The organism is Helicobacter pylori, assembly GCF_003638305.1.
Lineage (GTDB): Bacteria > Campylobacterota > Campylobacteria > Campylobacterales > Helicobacteraceae > Helicobacter > Helicobacter pylori_DJ.
Genome location: NZ_MVYP01000003.1, coordinates 114558 through 133806, shown reverse-complemented (window position 1 = coordinate 133806; position 19249 = coordinate 114558). Strand labels below are relative to the sequence as shown.

Below are 19249 nucleotides of genomic sequence, written 5' to 3'. Positions count from 1 at the left end.
TTATTCAAAAGATTGTTCAGCTTTTCATAATTGTCTGAAAGCTCTTGAATGCCTTTGGTGTTTTTCACCATTTGAGCGGCTTCACCGATCTGATAACCCGCGCTCATGTAAAAGCCGTCGTCTTCAGCGTGGAGCAAAAACGAGAGAGAGAGAGAGAGTAAAAGGGTTTTTTTCATCACATTCTCCTTTTAAAATTAGTATTTTGATGCATTAAACATGGGCGTATTATAGCATGAAAGCGTTTTTTTTTTTTTGTCATTTTGGAAAAATTTTGCCATTTTTTTACTTTTTAGCGCTTTTTGTGGTGCTTTTTGTTTGGTGTTAGCCTAATAAAAAGGCTTTTAGCATTTTTTAAGGTTAAAGAGTAAAGAACTTGATTTTGCCATAACCTCTTTAAAAAGCGGTCTTTTGGGGCGTTTGCCCCTTATGAGTGAGAAAGCTTATTTTTTGTGAGCGAAATTGTGCGGGTTGCCTTTATCCCCAGCATAAGCGATTTTATCGCCTAAAATATCATAAGCTTGACCAAAGCCTTTCACAAAACGCCCTTCTTTGAAATCCAATGCGATCAAATGGAAATCTTGCATGGCGCGAATGGTTTTAATGCCCCCAGCGCCGCCGGTTTTTTCAATGAAAGAATCAAACGCTTTGTCAAACTCTGCCCCTCTTTCAATAAACCTCGCATTGGTTTTATAACGCAAGCGTTTCCTCAAAATAGCTGATTTAGCCTTGCTTTCGTCTTCTAAAAACATCACTTCCACATTGTGGGGGTTGTTTTTAAGGCCCGCAAAATGCTCAGCCACTTCGCTCACATAAATGTAGTATTGTTTGCCATCTGTCATTAAAGGCGCATAAGAGCATACCACATGCCCATTAGGGTGTAAGGTCGCTAAACAAACAGAATCAAAGCTTCCTTTAAAGGCTTTAACTTCTTCTTCCACGCCTTTTAAATCATGGGTTTTTTCCACGCTTTGGCACAATTCAATGATGGCGTTTTTGTAGTCTTTGGGGTCTTTAACTTCGTGGTTAAATTCAATCCTTAAAGTTTGATTGTTGTTGTAACCAATCACAATGCCTTGAGGATCCACGCTTTTAAAGGCGACATTTTCAACATGATGGACTTGCCCGAATTTTTTCAATAAACCTTTCATGTCTTCTACATGGTGAGCGTTCATGTGTTCTATAATACGATTAAGCAAAATATTCTCCTTAGTTTCAAAAAATAAGGGGAATGTTATAACAAAAAATTAAATATTAGCTTAATCTTTAGCGGAAATTTTGGTTTTGATTTCTATGCCTAAAAGTTTGAAAGCGTTAGTCAAACTCAAGCTCACCATTAAACAAATTTTTAAAAGCTCCTTAGCTTTAGGGGTGTCTAAGATTTTGCCAGCGTTATAGAAGCGGTGGAATTCTGAAGCAAGGGTTTTTGCGTATTCGCACATTTTTTGCAAGCCGTATTCTTCAAAAGAAGATTCAACCGCTTTAGGCAAGCTTAAAGCGCTAAAAAGCAGGTATTTTTCCTCAGCGTTTAAATTTTTTAAAGGGGTTTGCAAAACCTCTTCTTTAGAAAAGGGGGATTTTTCTAGCATGGTGTGGATGCGCGAATTAGCGTAATGGATATAGTAAATGGGGTTTGAGCTGTCTTGCTTTTTTAAAGCATTGACATCAAATTCTAAATGAGTGTCAAGCCGTTTGCTCAAAAAAATAAACCTTAAGGCGTCTTTACCCACATCATCAATCACATCTTTAATCAAAATGAAATTACCCGCTCTTTTACTCATCTTGTAAGGCTCGTTATCTTTGAGCAAGCGCACCATTTGAGCGAGCAAGACTTCAAGCTTGTTGGAATCATAGCCCAAAAACTCAAGGCTGGCTTTCACTCTAGCGATATAGCCGTGGTGGTCTGCCCCCCAAATGTTGATATATTTGGTGTAATTTTGCTTAAATTTTTCATCATGATAGACAATATCGCCGGCTAAATAAGTGTAATTTTTATCTTCTTTAATCAGCACCCGATCGTTTTCATCTTGGTAGAGTGAAGATTTGAGCCAAATTTTAGAATCCTTTTCATAAAGGGCGTTCGCTTTTTCTAATCGTTCAAACACCGCATCTTTATGTTTAAAAACTTCTTTTTCGCTCGCATAGGAATCAAAATGAATGCCTAAAGCGTCTAAATTATCCTTAATTTCTAAAAGCATTAAATCCTTAGCGTAGCCGCTTAAAACCTCAATGATAATCTCTTCGTTTTCTTTAAAAAGGCTTAGCTCTAAATCGTTACTCGCCTTTTTGGCGATTTCAATGATGTATTCGCCCTTGTAAAAGACTTCCGGATAAGTTACGCTCTCTTTTAAAACATGTTCTTTGTAAGCGAGCCATACCGAAAGCCCTAACAAGCGGATTTGAGATCCCATGTCATTGACATAATATTCGCACAAAACTTCATGCCCTAAAAAGCGAGCGATTTTAGCCAAACTATCGCCAAACACCGCCCCTCTAGCATGCCCTATGTGTAAAGGCCCTGTGGGGTTAGCGCTCACAAATTCTAAAAAGATTTTTTGAGAATGTTCGCTTTTAACTTGAGAGCCAAATTTTCCTTTCAATTCCAAAGCTTTTTGGGTGAAACGCTCCAAAAAGTCTAAAGAAAGCGTGAAATTGATATAGCCCTTACAAGCCACTACGCTGTCAAAAAACCCTTGAGTTTTTTTGTGCGAGCTGATTTTAAGGGCTAATTCTTCAGCGATAACTAAGGGCGATTTTTTAAAAACTTTGGCGAGATTAAAGGCGATCGGCGTAGCGTAATGCCCATGCTCTCTGTCTTTAGGGTATTCAATAATGACTTCAGCTTCTAAAATCTCTTCTAAAACGCCCTTAATGAGAGTGTGCATGCTTAACTTTCTTGTTTTTGCGTGCTTTTAATCTCGCTAGTTTCATGCACTTTGGTTTGTGTTGCTTGAGCGTCTAGGGTTTTTGGCTCGTTTTTAGCCTCTTCTTCATCGTCTTTCACGGCTTTTTTGAAATTCTTAATCCCACTGCCTAAACCTTTAGCCAATTCTGGGATCTTTTTAGCCCCAAATAACAACACAATCACTAATAAAACAATGACCCAATGCCATATACTTGTGAATCCGCCCATATTTTACTCCTTAATCTTATTGGTTGGTTTTTGTTTGAATTATAGCTTTTTTAAAAAATAATTGATAGGTTTCATAAGGATTCGTTTTTCCAAGCCTTACAGATTTTTTCAAAATTAAACGCTTTTAGGCGGTGGACTAAAGTTTTTGCGATGCTTAAGATGATTTCTTTGGATTTTTCTAAATCTTCATTGATGATGAGGTAATCAAAGCTTTCCAAGCACTGCATTTCTTTATAAGCGTTGATCAAGCGTTTTTCTATCGTCTCTTTAGAATCTGTTCCCCTTAAAAGCAAGCGCTCTTTTAAAATCTCTTGGTTTTTGGTGCTAATAAAGACTGAACATGCGTTAGGGTAATGCTTTTTAAGGATCTCATGCCCTTGCACATCAATATCAAAAATGACGATTTTGCCCTCTTTTAAGGCTTTTTCTACAGGGATTTTAGAAGTGCCATAATAGTGGTTATGCACGATCGCCCATTCTAAAAACTGCCCTTTTTCTATGCCTTGTTTGAATTCTTCTTCGCTGACAAAATTGTAATGCAAGCCATCAACTTCGCCCTCTCTGGGTTTCCTCGTGGTGGTGGAAAGGGAAAAATGGGTTTTTGGGATTTTTTCTTGCAAATACTTTGTAAGGGTGCTTTTACCCGCTCCGCTAGGGCCTGAAAGGATGAGTAAATTAAAATCATTATGCATTAGGTTTTTTATCCTCTAAAGTGATTTTAATGCTTAAGGTTTTGTTTTCTAAAAGGCTTTTTAAGGACTCTTGATTGAGACTTTTTAATAAGTCCTGCAAATTCAAGCGCAATTCTAGGGGGCTGGAAGTTTTATCGCTTTCTTCTTTTTCTTGCGGGGTTTCTGTGGCGTTTTCATTCTTGGAGGTTTCTGTAACGCTCTCTTTAGGGGTTTCTGTGTCGTTCTCATTATTAGGGGTTTTTGCAACGGCTTCATTCAAAAAGGGCAATTCTTCCCCCATCGCTTTAGCCATCACCGGCTCAGGAATGTCTTCAATGCTTTCGTAATGGTCTTCTTGGGGCGTTTCATCTTGGGCTTCTTGGGCTTCTTTTTCTTGTAAATTTTGCACGCTTTCTTGCGTGTTTTCATCTTTGGGGGTTTCTTTTTCTTGTGCTTGGGGGATTTCTAATTCTTGTGGTGTTTCTGCGATTTCTTGGGTTTCTTTTTCTTGTGGAATTTCTGCGTTTTCTTGTTTTTCTAACTCGTGCGCTTGGGTTTCTTGGAGAGCTTCTGCGCTTTCTTGCGTTTTTTCTTTAGGAATTTCTAATTCCTGCGCTTGGGTTTTTTCGGTAACAACTTCTTGGATTTCTTTATCTTGCGGTGTTTCTGCGATTTCTTGCGTTTCTTTTTTATCCTCGTTAGAGTTTTCTTGGATTTCTTTGACTAATTCTTGCATGGCTTCTAATTCTTGCACGCTTGGGGAATCTTGTGTTTCTTCTTGTTTTTCCTCTTTAATTTCTTGTGTTTCTTCTTTGATTGGCTTTTGTTCTTGCGTTTCTTCTTTAGGGATTTCTAATTTTTCTTGCGTTTCCAACTCTTTAGAAACTTCTTCATCTTTAGGGGTTTCACCCTCTTGCGTTTCATCATCTTTAGGCTTTTCTTCTTCTTGGGGCGTTTCTTTAATCTCTTCTTTTTCTTTTTGGGGCGTTTCTTTAACCTCTTGTTTTTCTTCTTCTTTAATCTCTTTTTCTTGTGCTTCTTCTTGTGTGTTTAAAGTGGGGAGTAGTTGCTCTTCATTGTTAGGCTCTTCTTTGGCTAGGGCTTCTAAATCGCCTAAACTTTCCAACTCGTCCCAATTGGTTTCTAAAACTTCTTGAGTTGGGTCTAAATTCTGGCTAGGCTCTAGCTCGCTTGCGTTAGAACCAAGCTTTTTTTGAAGGACTTTCAACATTTCAGTGGGTAAAAAAGGTTTTTTGATTTTCATCTCAAAGCCCTCTAAAAAGGGCTGCGCTTCATTGCCCTTTTTATACATGCACACGCTGTTTTTATTTTGAGAGATGATTTCTTTTAATTCTAGCCAATCCACTTGGTCTAGTTTTTCCAAACATTCATCATCGGCTATCAAAAGCCATTCTGGATCTTTTTTAAGGTGTGCGGATAGCTCTTGATAGTGGTTAAAATTTTCTATAGATAATTCCAATTTCTTAGAGACACTCTCAAGCAGCTTTGTGATCATGGGATTTTGGTTGAATAGAATCATTTTCATTTTAGGGACTCCTTATTTGATAAGAAACGCTTCTTTAAGCCTATCCGTTTTTATCGCTTTTTTTAAATCTTTTATTATAATCAAAAATCCACTTGGTTGGTTGTTTTTATCATAGAGTGTAATTTAAAATAAGGATCATTTGATGTTCAACAAGTTTAAAAAAATCGTTGGCGTGGGCGTGTTAGTGGGCTGTTTAGGGGTTTTGCAAGCTAAAAACAGCTTATTTGTCTTACCTTATGAGCAAAGAGAGGCTTTGAATGCTTTAGTTTCTGGGATTAGTAACGCTAGAGAGAGCGTGAAAATCGCTATCTATAGTTTCACGCACAGAGATATTGCAAGAGCCATTAAAAGCGTAGCGAGTAGGGGGATTAAGGTGCAAATCATTTATGATTATGAAAGCAATCATAATAACAAGCAATCCACTATTGGCTATTTAGACAAATACCCTAACACGAAAGTGTGCTTATTGAAAGGGCTTAAGGCTAAAAACGGGAATTATTACGGCATCATGCACCAAAAAGTAGCGATCATTGATGATAAGATCGTGTTTTTAGGCTCAGCGAATTGGAGCAAAAACGCTTTTGAAAACAATTACGAAGTGCTTTTAAAAACCGACGACACAGAAACGATTCTCAAAGCCAAGAGTTACTATCAAAAGATGTTAGGGAGTTGCGTTGGGTTTTAAAAGCCCTTTTAGAAGTGGTAATTATACCCCACATAAAAGGCAAAGACCCTACGCATTTGAACCTTGAGTGCGTCAGTGGTGTAGTATTTGTTATTAATGGTGGGGAATTTAAACCCGATTTCAAATTCATGTTCATCTACAAATAAAGCCTTGAGGCCAAAGTTGAATAGGAATTGAAAAGAGGTGTTATCAACCGCTCTGCTGTTAGTGATGCCTAACAATTCCTGCCCTTTACTGCCAATATACCAGCTATTCCCCGCAATCGCAATCCCCCCAAAAACGCCAATATCCACGCTAATATCATCTTGATAGAAACTCCCTTGGAAGAAATTCCACACCGCATCCACGCCCACGCCATAAGTGATCATGTTATTGCCGCCATAATAGCCTTTAGGGTATCTCATGCCATAGCCTTGCCAATCTAAAAAAGCAAAATAGCGCAAACCCAAGATTTTATCCGGATGGAAAAAGTGGTTATAGCCTATGACTAATCCAATCCCATTAGATCCCATGTTGGTGAGCTTTCTAACGCTATTAACGCTAGTTATGATATTGGTGTAACCGGTTTGATAGTTAGTAATTTCTCTAACTTCATGGATATTAGTCATTAAATTGATAGAACCTGTTTGGTAATTGACTCCCATATACAAATTTTTTGTCCAAGAAGGTGCTGCGCTTTCTTCTTTAGCTACTAAGGCGTGTGTCAGCAAGCTTGCACCAACTAACATTTTTAACAAGGTTCTCAATTTCATCTCCTGCAAGTTAAATTTCATTATAAAGATCTAAATTTTACAACAACTTGCTCAAAATTAAGCATTTATTCTTTATAAGAGAGTATAATTCAAGGCTTAAAATAACTCAAATAAGGCTAGTAGATGAAAAAAGCGCTTTATTTAGGGGCTGTTGCGTTTGGCGTTATATTCAGCATGGCATCAGCCAATGAGCCAAAAATTGATTTCAACCCTCCTAATTATGTAGAAGAAACCCCCTCTAAAGAATTTATCCCTGAATTGAACAAATTGGGGAGTTTGTTTGGGCAGGGTGAACGCCCCTTATTTGCGGACAGGAGGGCGATGAAGCCTAACGATTTGATCACAATCATTGTCTCTGAAAAAGCGAGCGCGAATTATTCTAGCTCTAAAGATTATAAAAGCGCTTCAGGGGGTAATTCCACGCCCCCAAGGCTCACTTATAACGGGCTAGATGAAAGAAAGAAAAAAGAAGCGGAATATTTAGACGATAAGAATAATTACAATTTCACCAAATCCAGCAATAACACGAATTTTAAAGGCGGTGGCTCGCAAAAAAAGAGCGAAGATTTAGAGATCGTATTGAGCGCTCGAATCATTAAAGTGCTAGAAAACGGGAATTATTTCATCTATGGGAATAAGGAAGTGCTAGTGGATGGGGAAAAGCAAATCCTTAAGGTGAGCGGGGTGATCCGCCCTTATGATATTGAAAGGAATAACACCATCCAATCCAAGTTTTTAGCTGACGCTAAGATTGAATACACGAATTTAGGGCATTTGAGCGATTCCAATAAAAAGAAATTCGCCGCTGATGCGATGGAAACCCAAATGCCTTATTAATAAAGAGCGTTTGAAAGCCTAGCATGAGAGCGATCGCTGTTGTTTTAGCCAGAAGTTCCAGTAAAAGGATTAAGAATAAAAATATGATTGATTTTTTCAATAAACCCATGCTCGCTTACCCTATTGAAGCGGCGCTAAATTCCAAGCTCTTTGAAAAGGTGTTTATCTCTAGCGATAGCATGGAGTATGTGAATTTAGCTAAAAATTATGGGGCGAGTTTTTTGAATTTACGCCCTAAAAATTTAGCGGACGACAGGGCCACGACTTTAGAGGTGATGGCCTATTACATGAAAGAATTAGAATTAAAAGATGAAGATATTGCGTGTTGCTTGTATGGCACTTCAGTATTTTTACGAGAAAAGCATTTAAAAAACGCTTGTGAAACTTTAAAACAAAATCAAAATACGGATTATGTTTTCACATGCTCTCCATTTAGCGCTTCGCCCTATCGTTCTTTTAGCCTTGAAAACGGCGTTCAAATGGCTTTTAAAGAGCATTCAAACACGCGCACGCAAGATTTAAAAACGCTCTATCATGACGCAGGATTGCTTTATATGGGGAAGGCTCAAGCCTTCAAAGAAATGCGGCCTATTTTTAGCCCAAATTCCATCGCTTTAGAATTATCGCCCCTAGAAGTCCAAGACATTGACACTTTAGAAGATTTAGAATTAGCCAAGCTCAAATACAGCCGTTTGAAAAACGCATGCCAGTAAAAATTTTGTGCGATGCGTTTGTAACAAGCGGTTTAGGGCATGTGAGACGTTGTGAAAAAATCCTTTCTTTTATAGAAAAATTAGGGGTTGAAGCGAGCCTTTATTTACATAAGCAAGATAATATAAGCGCTTTTTTAGAGGGCGTTGGCAATGATGATTTGTTGATTGCAGACAGCTATTGTTTGAATTCAAAGGATTTTTATCTTTTAAAAGAAAAAGCTAAAAGCCTAATGGTGATAGAAGATAAAGAGCATGCTAAGGGGTTTTACCCTAAAAATACTAAGATCATGAATTTCACGCTGAACGCCTTAAAGCACTACCATCTTTTATCAAAAGATTATCAGTATTATTTGGGGGTGGGGTTTTACCCTGTTGATGCTCGTTTTATTTATGAGCGCCCTATCAATACAGAAAACAAAGAAGTGCTAATCACTCTAGGAGGGAGCGAGCAAAAAACTCTCAAAGAGATAGTCAAAATTTTAGAAAATAAGAATGTGAATTTGCATATCATTTCACCTTATACGCCTAAAAATCCTCCCAAAAACACGCATTATTACAGCCCTTTAAACCCCTTAGAGTTCAGTTCTTTGATGAAATCTTGCGCTTGGGCTATTAGCGCTGCGGGTCAAACCCTCTATGAATTGGCCCTTTCTAAAACGCCCTCTCTTATCCTTCCCATTGCTTCTAATCAGATCCTTCAAAGCAAGGAATTTGAAAGCTTGGGCATTTTCAAACAAACGAGTTTAAAAACTCTAGCTAAAGATTTTGAAAATTTACAAATTCAAAAAAATCAAGCTTGGGCAAAAAACCTAGCCTTTGGGTGTGAATTAGAGGGCGCATTAAGGGAGTTTTTAGAAATTTGAAAAAAAATTATTCTTATAAAAATATCCAAGCGATTGATTTTACCCAGTTAAACGATGGAGAAAAGCTGTTGGTTTTAGAATTTCGTAACCACCCAAACACTGCCTTATGGATGTATAGCGCTTTTATTTCTTTAAAAACGCATTTGCAATTCATAGAAGATCTCAAAAATTCGCCTAGCCACCGCTATTTTTTGTTTAAAGAAGAGGGCGTTTATTTAGGGGTTGGCTCTATCACTAAAATCAATTTTTTTCATAAGCATGGGTATTTGGGGATTTATAAAAACCCTTTTTTGAAAAATAAGGGAGAAACGATTTTAAAAGCTTTAGAACGCATCGCTTTTGAAGAGTTCCAATTAAATTCTTTACACTTAGAAGTGATGGAAAACAATTTCAAAGCGATCGCTTTTTATGAAAAAAACCATTATGAGTTAGAGGGGCGTTTGAAAGGCTTTATCTCTAAAGATAAGGAGTTTATAGATGTTCTTTTGTATTATAAGGATAAGAAAGGATATAACGATCAATCTCTTCTAAAACTTTAGGGCAAATTTCTAGTTTTAAATCCAATACGCTTAAAGGCAAATTACAATCTTGTAATTTGACGAGATCTTTTGAAGTAACCAATAAGGAAGTGGCACTATTTTGATAAAACTCTTTTTCTAAAAGTTCCAAATCAAAAGGGGCATGGTCTCTAAAATACAATTTTTTAACCACTTCTTTGGGTAAAAACGCATCAAGTCTGCTGGGATTAGCGATAGCCGTTACTAAAAGCATGCGTTTGGTGGGGTTAGTGATAGAGATGATTCTTTTATAATCCTTATCTTCTGTAACGACTAAATGGGCTTCTTTGTAGCTTTCAATACTTTCTCTATACAACCCGCTAGGCAAACAAAAAGGGTAGTAGGGGGGGATTTTAGGCTTTAAAAGCAAATTGAATTGGTTGAAATTAAACCTAAAACCATCATCTAAAAACACAATCTTTGCCCCTAATTCAAGGGCTTTTAAAACGCCTAGCTCTCTTTTTTCGCTCACAATCACGCTCGCTTGTTTTAAATTTAAAGCTAAAAGATAGGCTTCATCGCCCGCTGTTTTTTGAGGAACTAAAATATTTCCCTTAACGCTCACCACCACTAAGCCTTTAGAATCCCGTTGATACCCCCTAGAGACAACCGCCACTTCTTGGTATCTTGGAGCAATCTCTAAAATAAAGGGCGTTTTACCGCTTCCCCCAGCGATCAAATTACCTATGCTGATAATGGGGATTTTAAAATCATGCTTTTTAGCGGTTTTTCGTTTAAGGGTGGCGATGCCTTGATAGATTAAAGAAAAAGGATAGAGCGCAAAAATCAACCCCTTTTGCAAAAGAGTTGGGTCATAAAAATAGCGCTCTAAAAAGGGTTTATCGCTTTTCATTCAGGGTTAAATCGTTTGGCGATGGTGGGTAATTCCAATTTAAAGGCGTTTTTTTGGATACGGCTTATGATGTTTTTCACTAAAATTTCATCATGGCCTAGTTGGGTGAGCGTTTCTAAATGGATGGGCTTTGTTTGGAACAACGCTTCAATATCCTTCAATAAAGGATCAATCACGCTATAAGGATAGCCTAAATCCTTTTCATCGCTTTGCCCTACAAATAAATCCGCGCTAGGGGGCTTATTTAAAATCTTTTTAGGGATATTTAAATAATAAGCGAGTTCATAAACTTCGGTTTTAAATAATTCCCCAATCGGGTTAATCGCGCACGCCAAATCCCCAAATAAAGTGCCATAGCCTAGCATCCTTTCGCTTTTATTGCTCGTGCCAATGACTAAAGAATCGCTTTTTAAAGAATAATCGTATAAAAAAGCCATGCGTAATCTTGCGCAAAAATTCCCTTTCCTAGTAAGGCTCGCATCTTTAAAATGAGAGTCAAAGATTTTATCATAGGGAGCGATAGAATATTCTGTATAAGGGATAGAAAATGTTTCGCACAAATCTAAAGCGTCTGTTTTATTTTCTGGCATAGAGACTGAAGAGGGCATTAAAAGGGCATGGGCGTTTTCTTTAAAAACCTTTTGACACAGCACCCCAACGACCGCGCTATCTAGCCCCCCACTCAGCCCGTAAACGACTTTTTTAAAGCCTTTTTTTTGAACTTCTTTTTCTAAAAAATCGCATAGATAAGCGATGAGTTTTTGGTAATCTTTTTGCATGCCTTAAATTATAATAGAAAAAACGCATCGTTTAAGTGAAAAATTAGCTTTTATTGCTATAATCCTTGTTTCACTTCTTTAAAAGTGCTCGTAGCTCAGCTGAATAGAGCAACAGGTTGCGGTCCTGTAGGTCGGGGGTTTGAATCCCTCCGAGCACACCATTTCTTAACATTCTGCATGTTTTTAAACATTATCGCTCCCATTATGGTAAAATAAATACTTGCTTAAACACGCTAGGAGATTTGATTTTGGCATTACCCGTTTATTATGATAAAGACATTGATTTAGGCGTTATCCAATCCTTACAAGTGGGCGTTATTGGCTATGGTGCGCAAGGAGAAGCCCAAGCGCTCAATTTGAGGGACTCTAAAGTAAAGGTGCGTATTGGCTTGTATCAAGGGAGTTTGAGCGCTTCAAAAGCAAAAGCAGAGGGCTTTGAGGTGCTAGAAGTCAAGGAATTAGTCCAACAATCGGATGTGATCATGGCGTTACTTCCGGATGAATTGCATAAAGAAGTGTTAGAAAAAGAAGTGATCCCTTTTTTAAAAGAGGGGCAGATTGTGGGCTTTGCTCATGGTTTTAGCGTGCATTTCAATCAAGTCATTATTCCAAAAGGCGTGGGCGCGATTTTAGTCGCGCCAAAAGGACCCGGGAGCGCTTTAAGAGAAGAATACCTTAAAAATAAGGGCTTATACCATTTAATCGCCATAGAGCAAGAAAGTTCAAAAAATAACGCTAAAGCGGTGGCTTTAAGCTACGCCAAAGCGATGGGTGGGGGGAGAATGGGGGTTTTAGAAACGAGCTTTAAAGAAGAATGCGAGAGCGATTTATTCGGCGAGCAAGCGGTTTTGTGCGGGGGGTTAGAAGCGATCGTAAGAATGGGGTTTGAAACTTTACTCAAGGCAGGATACCCTGAAGAATTAGCCTATTTTGAATGCGTGCATGAAGTGAAATTAGTGGCGGATTTATTGCATTATAAGGGGGTAGAGGGCTTAAGGAAACACATTTCTAACACCGCTGAATTTGGGGCGATTAAAGCTAGAGAGCCTATGGGAAGTCTGTTAGAAAAACGCATGCAAAAAATCTTAAAAAAGATTCAAAACGGCGCATTCGCTAAGGATTTTTTACTGGAAAAGAGCTTGAATTACCCCAGGTTAAACACAGAAAGGAAAGCCCTTAAAGAGACTAAAATAGAACAAATTGGGGAAATTTTACGAGCCCCATTCAATCATAAAAAATAAATCATTAAATTAAAAGGAATCATATGGCAATAGTAGTTACTATCACTTCAGGCAAGGGGGGCGTGGGTAAAAGCACCACCACGGCTAATTTAGCGATTGGCTTGGCTGAGAGCGGTAAAAAAGTCGTAGCGGTTGATTTTGACATAGGCCTTAGGAACTTGGATATGATTTTAGGCTTAGAAAATCGCATTGTTTATGATGTGGTGGATGTGATGGAAAAAAATTGCAACCTTTCGCAGGCTTTAATCACGGATAAAAAGACGAAAAACCTTTCTTTTTTAGCGGCCTCACAAAGTAAGGATAAAAATATTTTAGATAAGGAAAAAGTAGCGATTTTAATCAACGCTTTAAGGGCGGATTTTGACTATATTTTGATTGACTCACCGGCTGGGATTGAAAGCGGTTTTGAGCATGCGATTTTGCATGCGGACATGGCGTTAGTGGTGGTAACGCCGGAAGTGAGTTCCTTAAGGGATAGCGACAGAGTGATTGGCATTATTGACGCAAAGTCTAATCGGGCTAAAAGGGGCGAAGAAGTGCATAAGCATTTGATAATCAATCGCTTAAAACCTGAGTTAGTGGCAAATGGCGAGATGATTCCCATAGAAGAAGTGCTTAAGATTTTGTGCTTGCCTTTAATTGGGATCATTCCTGAAGACAGCCATATTATTTCAGCGACCAATAAGGGCGAGCCGGTGATTCGCACGGACTGCGAGAGCGCGAAAGCTTACCAACGCATCACCAGACGGATTTTAGGCGAAGAAGTGGAATACGTGGAATTTAAGGCTAAAAGAGGCTTTTTTAGCGCGTTAAAAGGGATATTTTCATGAGTTTGTTTGATTTTTTTAAAAACAAGGGGAGCGCGGCTACCGCAACAGACCGATTGAAATTGATTTTAGCTAAAGAGCGCACCTTAAATTTACCCTACATGGAAGAAATGCGTAAAGAAATCATTGCCGTTATTCAAAAATACACTAAATCTTCAGACATCCATTTCAAAACCCTTGACAGCAACCAGAGCGTGGAAACGATTGAAGTAGAGATCATATTACCTAAATAGTGAATCAACGAATGAAAAGCCATTTCCAATACAGCACGCTAGAAAATATCCCTAAAGCCTTTGACATGCTCAAAGACCCTCCTAAAAAGCTCTATTGTGTGGGCGATACCAAGCTTTTGGATGCGCCTTTAAAAGTGGCGATCATAGGCACAAGAAGACCCACCCCTTATAGCAAGCAACACACGATCACTCTAGCTAGAGAGCTTGCTAAAAATGGCGCGGTTATTGTGAGCGGGGGAGCGTTAGGCGTGGATATTATCGCTCAAGAAAACGCCTTACCAAAAACGATCATGCTTTCGCCTTGCAGTTTGGATTTGATCTATCCTACGAACAACCATAAAGTGATCCAAGAAATCGCGCAAAACGGCCTGATTTTAAGCGAATATGAAAAGGACTTCATGCCCGTTAAAGGCTCTTTTTTAGCGAGAAACCGCCTGGTGATCGCTTTAAGCGATGCGGTGATTATCCCCCAAGCGGATTTACAAAGCGGCTCTATGAGCAGCGCGAGATTAGCCCAGAAATACCAAAAACCCTTGTTTGTTTTACCCCAACGCCTGAATGAGAGCGACGGCACTAATGAGCTTTTAGAAAAAGGGCAGGCTCAAGGGATATTTAATATTCAAAATTTTATAAATACCCTTTTAAAAGATTATCATTTAAAAGAAATGCCTGAAATGAAAGATGAATTTTTAGAATATTGTGCGAAAAACCCGAGCTATGAAGAAGCGTATCTCAAATTTGGGGATAAGCTTTTAGAATACGAGCTGTTGGGTAAGATCAAGCGCATCAATCATCTCGTGGTGTTAGCATGATTTTGGCATGCGATGTGGGGTTAAAACGCATTGGTATCGCTATGCTTTTAAACGGCGTTATCTTGCCTTTAGAAGCGATTTTACGCCACAACAGGAATCAGGCCTCTAGGGATTTGAGCGATTTGTTGAGGGAAAAAAGCATTCAGGTGCTAGTGGTGGGCAAGCCCCATGAAAGCTATGCAGATACCCACGCCCGCATTGAGCATTTTATCAAGCTTGTAGATTTTAAGGGCGAAATCGTTTTTATTAACGAAGACAGCTCCAGCATAGAAGCTTATGAAAATTTAGAGCATTTGGGTAAGAAAAACAAGCGGCTCGCTACCAAAGACGGCCGGCTAGACTCTTTGAGCGCTTGTAGGATTTTAGAGCGCTATTGCCAAAAGGTTTTAAAAAATCATTAGGGATAAAGTTCTAATATAAAAAATACTCAAAGGTATTTTTTACAAGCGCTCTTTTTGGGTTAGGGGGATTAAACGCAAAATATTCCTATCTCCTTATGATTTTTATTGTAAAACAAAACAACTAAAACCCCATTTATGAAAATTAAAAGGTTTTAGTCATCAATATTTGATTATAATAAAGTCTGAATTTTTTAATAAAGGGAGAAGCGTCATGCTAGAAAATTTCAAAAAAGCGATTTTTAGGGTTTTATGCTTGGGTTTATTGGGGGGGGGGGGTTAATGGCAGAGCCAAACCCTGAAGAGCTTTTTAATTTGGGTATGCTGAGTTATGACAAGCAAGATTTTTCTAAAGCTAGAAAATATTTTGAGAAAGCATGCACTTTGAATGTGTGGGGTGTGGTAGTTTAGGAATGCTGTATGAATATGGTCAAGGAGTAGAAAAAAACTTAACAAAAGCCGCTCAATTTTACTCTAAAGCATGCGATTTGAATAATGGTGGGGGGTGTGGTGTTTTAGGAAGTCTATATCAAAATGGGGAAGGGGTGAAACAGGACTCAAAAAAAGCCGCTCAATTTTATTCTAAAGCGTGCGATTTGAATAATAGTGTGGGGTGTGGTAGTTTAGGATTGCTGTATGAATATGGTCAAGGGGTGGAAAAAAACTTAACAAAAGCCGCTCAATATATCTCTAAAGCTTGCAAGTTAGGAGATCAAAAGGCATGCGAGGTACTCAAAGAAAAATAAGGGACAAAAAGCATGCGATAGCCTAACCTAGAAACTATCCCACAAAAGCCCTATTTTAGGGGGTTAGAGTATCGCCAAAATGCCCCCTATTCTTTTAAGAAGACATTTACTAGAGAGTTTTAATCTTTTTTTGGTATCCTTTTAGGGGTCATTAGTCTTAAAAACTCTTTAAAAACGGATAACCATGAAAATTATGCATCAAGTCAAGGATTTTTTAGATTTTTGCAAGCAAACGATCCACAAAAATTCTAATGAAGCGTTTCAAAAAACCAAACGAGCGCTTTTTAAAGAAAAATCTCAAAAAATCAGGGAGCAAGCGGTTAAAATCGTAGAAAAACGCTTGATAAAAGAGAACATGCAACTGAGCGATTTTAATGAAGAAGAATTAAAAATCATGTTTGAAGCCGAAGAAAAAAGGTTGTTAGAGCAAATCCACGCTAAAGAATTGAAAGAAAAACAAGAAAAAACCACCAAGCATTTTAAAGAAGTTTGGGAAAAGGGCGAGAATGAGCAAGAAAAATAGCGTAATTTCTGGTTTGATGAATTTTTTTAGCGAAAAGAATGAACGCTGGCTGTTAGCCCATAGGCACACGAGAGGGTTTGTGATAGTGGCGTGGCTTTTTAGGTTTAAAAGCATTGCGTTTTCTATTTTCATCACTCTATTGGTTATTTTAGTGGATATTTGGGTGTATAGCGATGTGCGTCAGTTTTTATTGGACACTTCTAGCTCTTTCATTTGGCTTTTAATCGCTTTACTAATCAAGTGGGGCGTGATTGTCATAAGTGTGCGCAAATGCTACCAATTCAGCCAAAAAATGTTTACGCTCATTCAAAGAAAAAGGCAAATCAGAGAGAATTTAAAAAACCGCTCCAATCGCAAAGACACCAAAAATTTTGAAAAACTCTCTAGCATCGCTGAAGAAATCATTTCAAAAAAACAAGAAGAGTCCCGCCATAAAGAAGATTCTAATGATGAAAACCATAAAGACAAGCTTTCTAGTATTACTGAAGAAATGATTCTTAAAAAACAAGAGGAATTGAAAGCTAGAAAGGATAAGGGGGATTAAAAAAAGCATATAGAAAACCTTAATCAAAACCTCCCCCAAAAGAAAATAGTCAAGAAAATAATCAATGAAAGCAATCAAGGGATAATCAATAAATGGGGGTCAATCTTTTAAAAAGGGCATGAAGCGTTCAGGCATGGGGGAAGCGATTTTATAATGTGCCCCTTTAAATTCAAACTCTAAACTAGCGGCATGGAGCATGAGGGTTGGGGCATTATTTTCACGCTTTAATTGAAGGTATTCTCTAGCGTTTTCATCAGCCACCCCATAAAGCCCCTCGCCCACGATCCTGTGATTTATACTGTTTAAATGCAAGCGGATCTGGTGCGTGCGCCCGGTGAGTGGGGTTATTTTAAGCAAGCTTATATCCAAAAAAGGGTTATAGCTTAAAGGCTCAACAAGGGTAATTGAAGGCTTGCCTAAAGGAGAAATTTGAGATCGAATGCGCAAATCTTTTTGAATGTTTTGTGGCGTTAGAATGGGCTTATTTATGATGATACTTTTATCCACCAACCCATGCGCTAGCGCTAAATAAGTTTTTTTCACTTTTTTTTGCATGAAAAGCACTTTTAAATCCTTAACGCTTTGTAAGGTTTTGCCCGCTAAAACTAACCCGCTCGTTTCATAGTCTAGCCTGTGGGCTGGGTGGGCGTTTTTACCAAAATGAGATTGGATACAATCTAATAAGCTTTCATGGTAAAAATAGCCTTTAGGGTGGGTATAGACTTGAGCGGGTTTGTCAAATGCGCCAAAATCCTTAGCCTCAAAAACAAGCTTTTCTTGTTTTTCATTAGGCTTGAAATGAATCAGGCTAACGACCCCTTGAATCATTTGAGATTTACGCACGGCTTGTTGGTTTTGTTTTAGGCGTTGCTTGTCAAGGTGCCGTTGGGCTTCTTTTAAAGAGCATTTTAAAACATCGCGCACCAAAAACAAGGCTTTGGTGGGTTTTAAAATTTCAAATTCTTCTTCAACAAAAGGCACTACAACAAACTTTTAACAAACATTTTAGGCTCATTAGAACACTCATCTAATTCCACGCTAAAAAGCACGCTCACCTTTTCGCCCGCCTTCAAAAACCGCTCAGCGTTAAAATAAATAGCCTCTTTGACGCATTCTTTATCCTTAAAACGCAGAATTTGGTGGCTTTCTTTAATGATTTTTTCTTCTATGACTTCTAAATTTTTTGCTTGGAATAAAGGCTCAGGGTTTTCTTGCCCATAAGGTTCGCCCATCTCTATAATCTCTAAAAGCTCTCTGTCAATGTCTTTTAATTTGAGCGTTAAAGGGGGTTCTTTTTCACAAAAAGGCAAGACTTTAAAATCAAAATTTTCTAAAGTTTCAAAGAGCGAGACGATATTGTTTTTTCCAACGCTCAACCCGCAAGCTTGTGCATGCCCTCCATAGCCAAGCAACAAAGAAGAAACCCCATTCAAAGCGTCAATCAAATCAATATTTGGAGAGCTACGAGCGCTCCCTTTATACACCCCTTCTTTAAAGGTAAAAACCAGGCTTGGCTTTTGAGTGGCTTCCACTAATTTTGAAGCCACAATCCCCAGCACGCCCTCATGCCAATTATCCTTAAAAGCGATGATGATTTTTTCTCCAACCATCGCATGCTTAAAGGCTTCTTCAAAAACCTGCTGTTGGATCATTTTACGCTTCGCATTACATGCTTTCAAGCGTTCATACAAAGAATAGCCATCTTGAAAATTATTCGCGCTTAAAAAATCTAAAGCCATTTTAGCGTCTTGCATGCGCCCTACGGAATTGATTAAAGGGGCGATGTTAAAAGAAATATCGCTCGCTTTTAAAGAGCGTTTTCTAAAAACTTCTCTTTGGCGTAAAAACCCCATCGCCCCTAAGGATTCTTTTTGCAAAAAATACAAGGCTTTAGAAACTAAAAAGCGGTTAAAAAAAGTCAAAGGCATCATGTCAGCAATAGTCGCCACGCCCGCTAAGCATAGCAACTCACTAGAATGGCTTTTTTCTTTTCCCAAAAGCTGGTGGATCCCATAGCACAAATAAAACGCCACCAACGCCCCGCACACTTCCTTTTGGATAAAATCACAATCTGGTTGCTTGGGGTTGATCACCGCATAAGCGTCTGGGACTTCATCATGGTGTAAGCAATGGTGATCGGTGATGATAAGGGTGTAGTTTTTTTCTTTGCAAAATCGCGCGGCTTCAAAGGCGTTAATCCCGTTATCCACCGTGATGATTAAAGGGGCGTGGTGTTTTTCTAAAAATTTTTTAGAAATCCCATAGCCATCCATGAAGCGATTAGGGATTGCAATGCGGACATGCTTATAGTTCAGGCTTTCAAAGAATTTTGCCATGATAGCAGAGCTAATCACGCCGTCAGCGTCATAATCGCCCACCACTAAAATTTCTGTGTTTGCACGCATGGCTTCTATGATTTTGAGTGCGGCTTTTTTCAAGTCTTTAAATAAAAAGGGGCTAGGAAACCCTTTTTCATTATAAGCGATAGAAGCCAATCGCTCTTTGATTTGAGCTTTAAGCTTTTGTTTCATTTGTTAGA

24 protein-coding genes and 1 tRNA gene are annotated in these 19249 nt (G+C 38.4%); 15 read left to right on the top strand and 10 right to left on the bottom strand.

Annotated features, from left to right (window positions below; translation table 11 throughout):
* Window positions 1–440: 440 nt before the first annotated feature.
* From EAL04_RS02400 to chePep, 5 genes are all read right to left on the bottom strand, one after another.
* Window positions 441–1196 carry a HugZ family heme oxygenase gene (locus tag EAL04_RS02400; protein ID WP_120973029.1) on the bottom strand — a complete coding sequence of 252 codons (756 nt, stop codon included), beginning with the start codon at window positions 1194–1196 and terminating at the stop codon, window positions 441–443.
* Between the two features lie 60 nt (window positions 1197–1256).
* Window positions 1257–2882 (bottom strand): arginine--tRNA ligase, encoded by a 1626-nt coding sequence (gene argS, locus EAL04_RS02395; protein WP_120973027.1) that lies wholly within the window; start codon window positions 2880–2882, stop codon window positions 1257–1259.
* A 2-nt stretch (window positions 2883–2884) separates the two neighbouring features.
* Complete coding sequence (gene tatA, locus EAL04_RS02390; RefSeq protein WP_021172379.1) at window positions 2885–3130, bottom strand: twin-arginine translocase TatA/TatE family subunit; 246 nt, start codon at window positions 3128–3130, stop codon at window positions 2885–2887.
* Between the two features lie 71 nt (window positions 3131–3201).
* Window positions 3202–3822, bottom strand: coding sequence for a guanylate kinase (gene gmk / locus EAL04_RS02385; RefSeq protein ID WP_000551229.1), 621 nt, complete (start codon window positions 3820–3822; stop codon window positions 3202–3204).
* Complete coding sequence (gene chePep, locus EAL04_RS02380) at window positions 3815–5347, bottom strand: chemotaxis regulatory protein ChePep (RefSeq protein ID WP_120973025.1); 1533 nt, start codon at window positions 5345–5347, stop codon at window positions 3815–3817. The genes gmk and chePep overlap by 8 nt, the downstream gene beginning before the upstream one ends.
* 142 nt (window positions 5348–5489) lie before the next feature.
* On the opposite strand from chePep, the gene EAL04_RS02375 reads away from it, so the two are divergent.
* Window positions 5490–6032: a phospholipase D-like domain-containing protein gene (locus tag EAL04_RS02375; protein ID WP_000482108.1), complete on the top strand. Its 543-nt coding sequence runs from the start codon at window positions 5490–5492 to the stop codon at window positions 6030–6032.
* A gap of 8 nt (window positions 6033–6040) precedes the next feature.
* On the opposite strand, the gene EAL04_RS02370 is transcribed toward EAL04_RS02375, so the two are convergent.
* The gene (locus EAL04_RS02370) at window positions 6041–6778 is read right to left on the bottom strand and encodes an outer membrane protein (RefSeq protein WP_162982462.1); all 738 of its coding nucleotides are present in this window, start codon (window positions 6776–6778) and stop codon (window positions 6041–6043) included.
* A gap of 129 nt (window positions 6779–6907) precedes the next feature.
* Here EAL04_RS02370 and flgH point away from each other — a divergent pair, with 129 nt between their 5' ends.
* The 4 genes from flgH to pseH are packed head-to-tail and all read left to right on the top strand — an operon-like array spanning window position 6908 to window position 9736.
* Window positions 6908–7621 (top strand): flagellar basal body L-ring protein FlgH, encoded by a 714-nt coding sequence (gene flgH / locus EAL04_RS02365; protein WP_001932469.1) that lies wholly within the window; start codon window positions 6908–6910, stop codon window positions 7619–7621.
* A gap of 23 nt (window positions 7622–7644) precedes the next feature.
* Window positions 7645–8334: a pseudaminic acid cytidylyltransferase gene (gene pseF / locus EAL04_RS02360; RefSeq protein WP_120973021.1), complete on the top strand. Its 690-nt coding sequence runs from the start codon at window positions 7645–7647 to the stop codon at window positions 8332–8334.
* Window positions 8325–9197 carry a CMP-N-acetylneuraminic acid synthetase gene (locus tag EAL04_RS02355; RefSeq protein WP_240454649.1) on the top strand — a complete coding sequence of 291 codons (873 nt, stop codon included), beginning with the start codon at window positions 8325–8327 and terminating at the stop codon, window positions 9195–9197. The genes pseF and EAL04_RS02355 overlap by 10 nt, the downstream gene beginning before the upstream one ends.
* Window positions 9194–9736 (top strand): UDP-4-amino-4,6-dideoxy-N-acetyl-beta-L-altrosamine N-acetyltransferase, encoded by a 543-nt coding sequence (pseH, locus tag EAL04_RS02350; RefSeq protein WP_120973017.1) that lies wholly within the window; start codon window positions 9194–9196, stop codon window positions 9734–9736. Before EAL04_RS02355 ends, pseH begins: the two co-directional genes overlap by 4 nt.
* On the opposite strand, the gene EAL04_RS02345 is transcribed toward pseH, so the two are convergent.
* Both EAL04_RS02345 and EAL04_RS02340 read right to left on the bottom strand, forming a co-directional pair.
* The gene (locus EAL04_RS02345) at window positions 9669–10607 is read right to left on the bottom strand and encodes a tetraacyldisaccharide 4'-kinase (protein ID WP_120973015.1); all 939 of its coding nucleotides are present in this window, start codon (window positions 10605–10607) and stop codon (window positions 9669–9671) included. The genes pseH and EAL04_RS02345 overlap by 68 nt on opposite strands.
* Entirely contained in the window at window positions 10604–11386 is a 783-nt protein-coding gene (locus EAL04_RS02340) for an NAD+ synthase (RefSeq protein ID WP_120973013.1), read from the bottom strand. Before EAL04_RS02340 ends, EAL04_RS02345 begins: the two co-directional genes overlap by 4 nt.
* 84 nt (window positions 11387–11470) lie before the next feature.
* Between EAL04_RS02340 and EAL04_RS02335 the strand changes: the two genes are divergently transcribed.
* The 10 genes from EAL04_RS02335 (at window position 11471) to EAL04_RS02295 (ending at window position 16710) form a co-directional block, all read left to right on the top strand.
* Window positions 11471–11547 (top strand) — tRNA-Arg (locus EAL04_RS02335).
* A gap of 87 nt (window positions 11548–11634) precedes the next feature.
* A complete protein-coding gene (ilvC, locus tag EAL04_RS02330; RefSeq protein ID WP_120973011.1) occupies window positions 11635–12627 on the top strand; it encodes a ketol-acid reductoisomerase in 993 nt (330 codons plus the stop codon).
* 23 nt (window positions 12628–12650) lie between these two features.
* Complete coding sequence (gene minD, locus EAL04_RS02325) at window positions 12651–13457, top strand: septum site-determining protein MinD (protein ID WP_097556870.1); 807 nt, start codon at window positions 12651–12653, stop codon at window positions 13455–13457.
* Window positions 13454–13687 carry a cell division topological specificity factor MinE gene (minE, locus tag EAL04_RS02320; protein WP_000051414.1) on the top strand — a complete coding sequence of 78 codons (234 nt, stop codon included), beginning with the start codon at window positions 13454–13456 and terminating at the stop codon, window positions 13685–13687. Before minD ends, minE begins: the two co-directional genes overlap by 4 nt.
* Before the next feature lie 11 nt (window positions 13688–13698).
* A complete protein-coding gene (gene dprA / locus EAL04_RS02315) occupies window positions 13699–14499 on the top strand; it encodes a DNA-processing protein DprA (RefSeq protein ID WP_162982457.1) in 801 nt (266 codons plus the stop codon).
* Window positions 14496–14900, top strand: a complete 405-nt coding sequence (gene ruvX / locus EAL04_RS02310; RefSeq protein ID WP_120973007.1) for a Holliday junction resolvase RuvX — start codon at window positions 14496–14498, stop codon at window positions 14898–14900. The genes dprA and ruvX overlap by 4 nt, the downstream gene beginning before the upstream one ends.
* Window positions 14901–15179: 279 nt before the next feature.
* The gene (locus EAL04_RS08315; RefSeq protein WP_483867470.1) at window positions 15180–15308 is read left to right on the top strand and encodes a tetratricopeptide repeat protein; all 129 of its coding nucleotides are present in this window, start codon (window positions 15180–15182) and stop codon (window positions 15306–15308) included.
* Window positions 15275–15643 carry a tetratricopeptide repeat protein gene (locus EAL04_RS02305; protein WP_483867469.1) on the top strand — a complete coding sequence of 123 codons (369 nt, stop codon included), beginning with the start codon at window positions 15275–15277 and terminating at the stop codon, window positions 15641–15643. Before EAL04_RS08315 ends, EAL04_RS02305 begins: the two co-directional genes overlap by 34 nt.
* 184 nt (window positions 15644–15827) lie before the next feature.
* On the top strand, window positions 15828–16166 hold the full coding sequence (locus EAL04_RS02300) for a hypothetical protein (RefSeq protein WP_000699885.1): 339 nt from the start codon (window positions 15828–15830) through the stop codon (window positions 16164–16166).
* Window positions 16150–16710, top strand: a complete 561-nt coding sequence (locus EAL04_RS02295; protein ID WP_120973005.1) for a hypothetical protein — start codon at window positions 16150–16152, stop codon at window positions 16708–16710. Before EAL04_RS02300 ends, EAL04_RS02295 begins: the two co-directional genes overlap by 17 nt.
* Window positions 16711–16809: 99 nt before the next feature.
* Here EAL04_RS02295 and EAL04_RS02290 read toward each other — a convergent pair whose 3' ends face one another.
* On the bottom strand, window positions 16810–17691 hold the full coding sequence (locus tag EAL04_RS02290; RefSeq protein WP_120973003.1) for an RluA family pseudouridine synthase: 882 nt from the start codon (window positions 17689–17691) through the stop codon (window positions 16810–16812).
* A complete protein-coding gene (gene recJ / locus EAL04_RS02285) occupies window positions 17691–19241 on the bottom strand; it encodes a single-stranded-DNA-specific exonuclease RecJ (RefSeq protein WP_120973001.1) in 1551 nt (516 codons plus the stop codon). Before recJ ends, EAL04_RS02290 begins: the two co-directional genes overlap by 1 nt.
* Window positions 19242–19249: the final 8 nt, after the last annotated feature.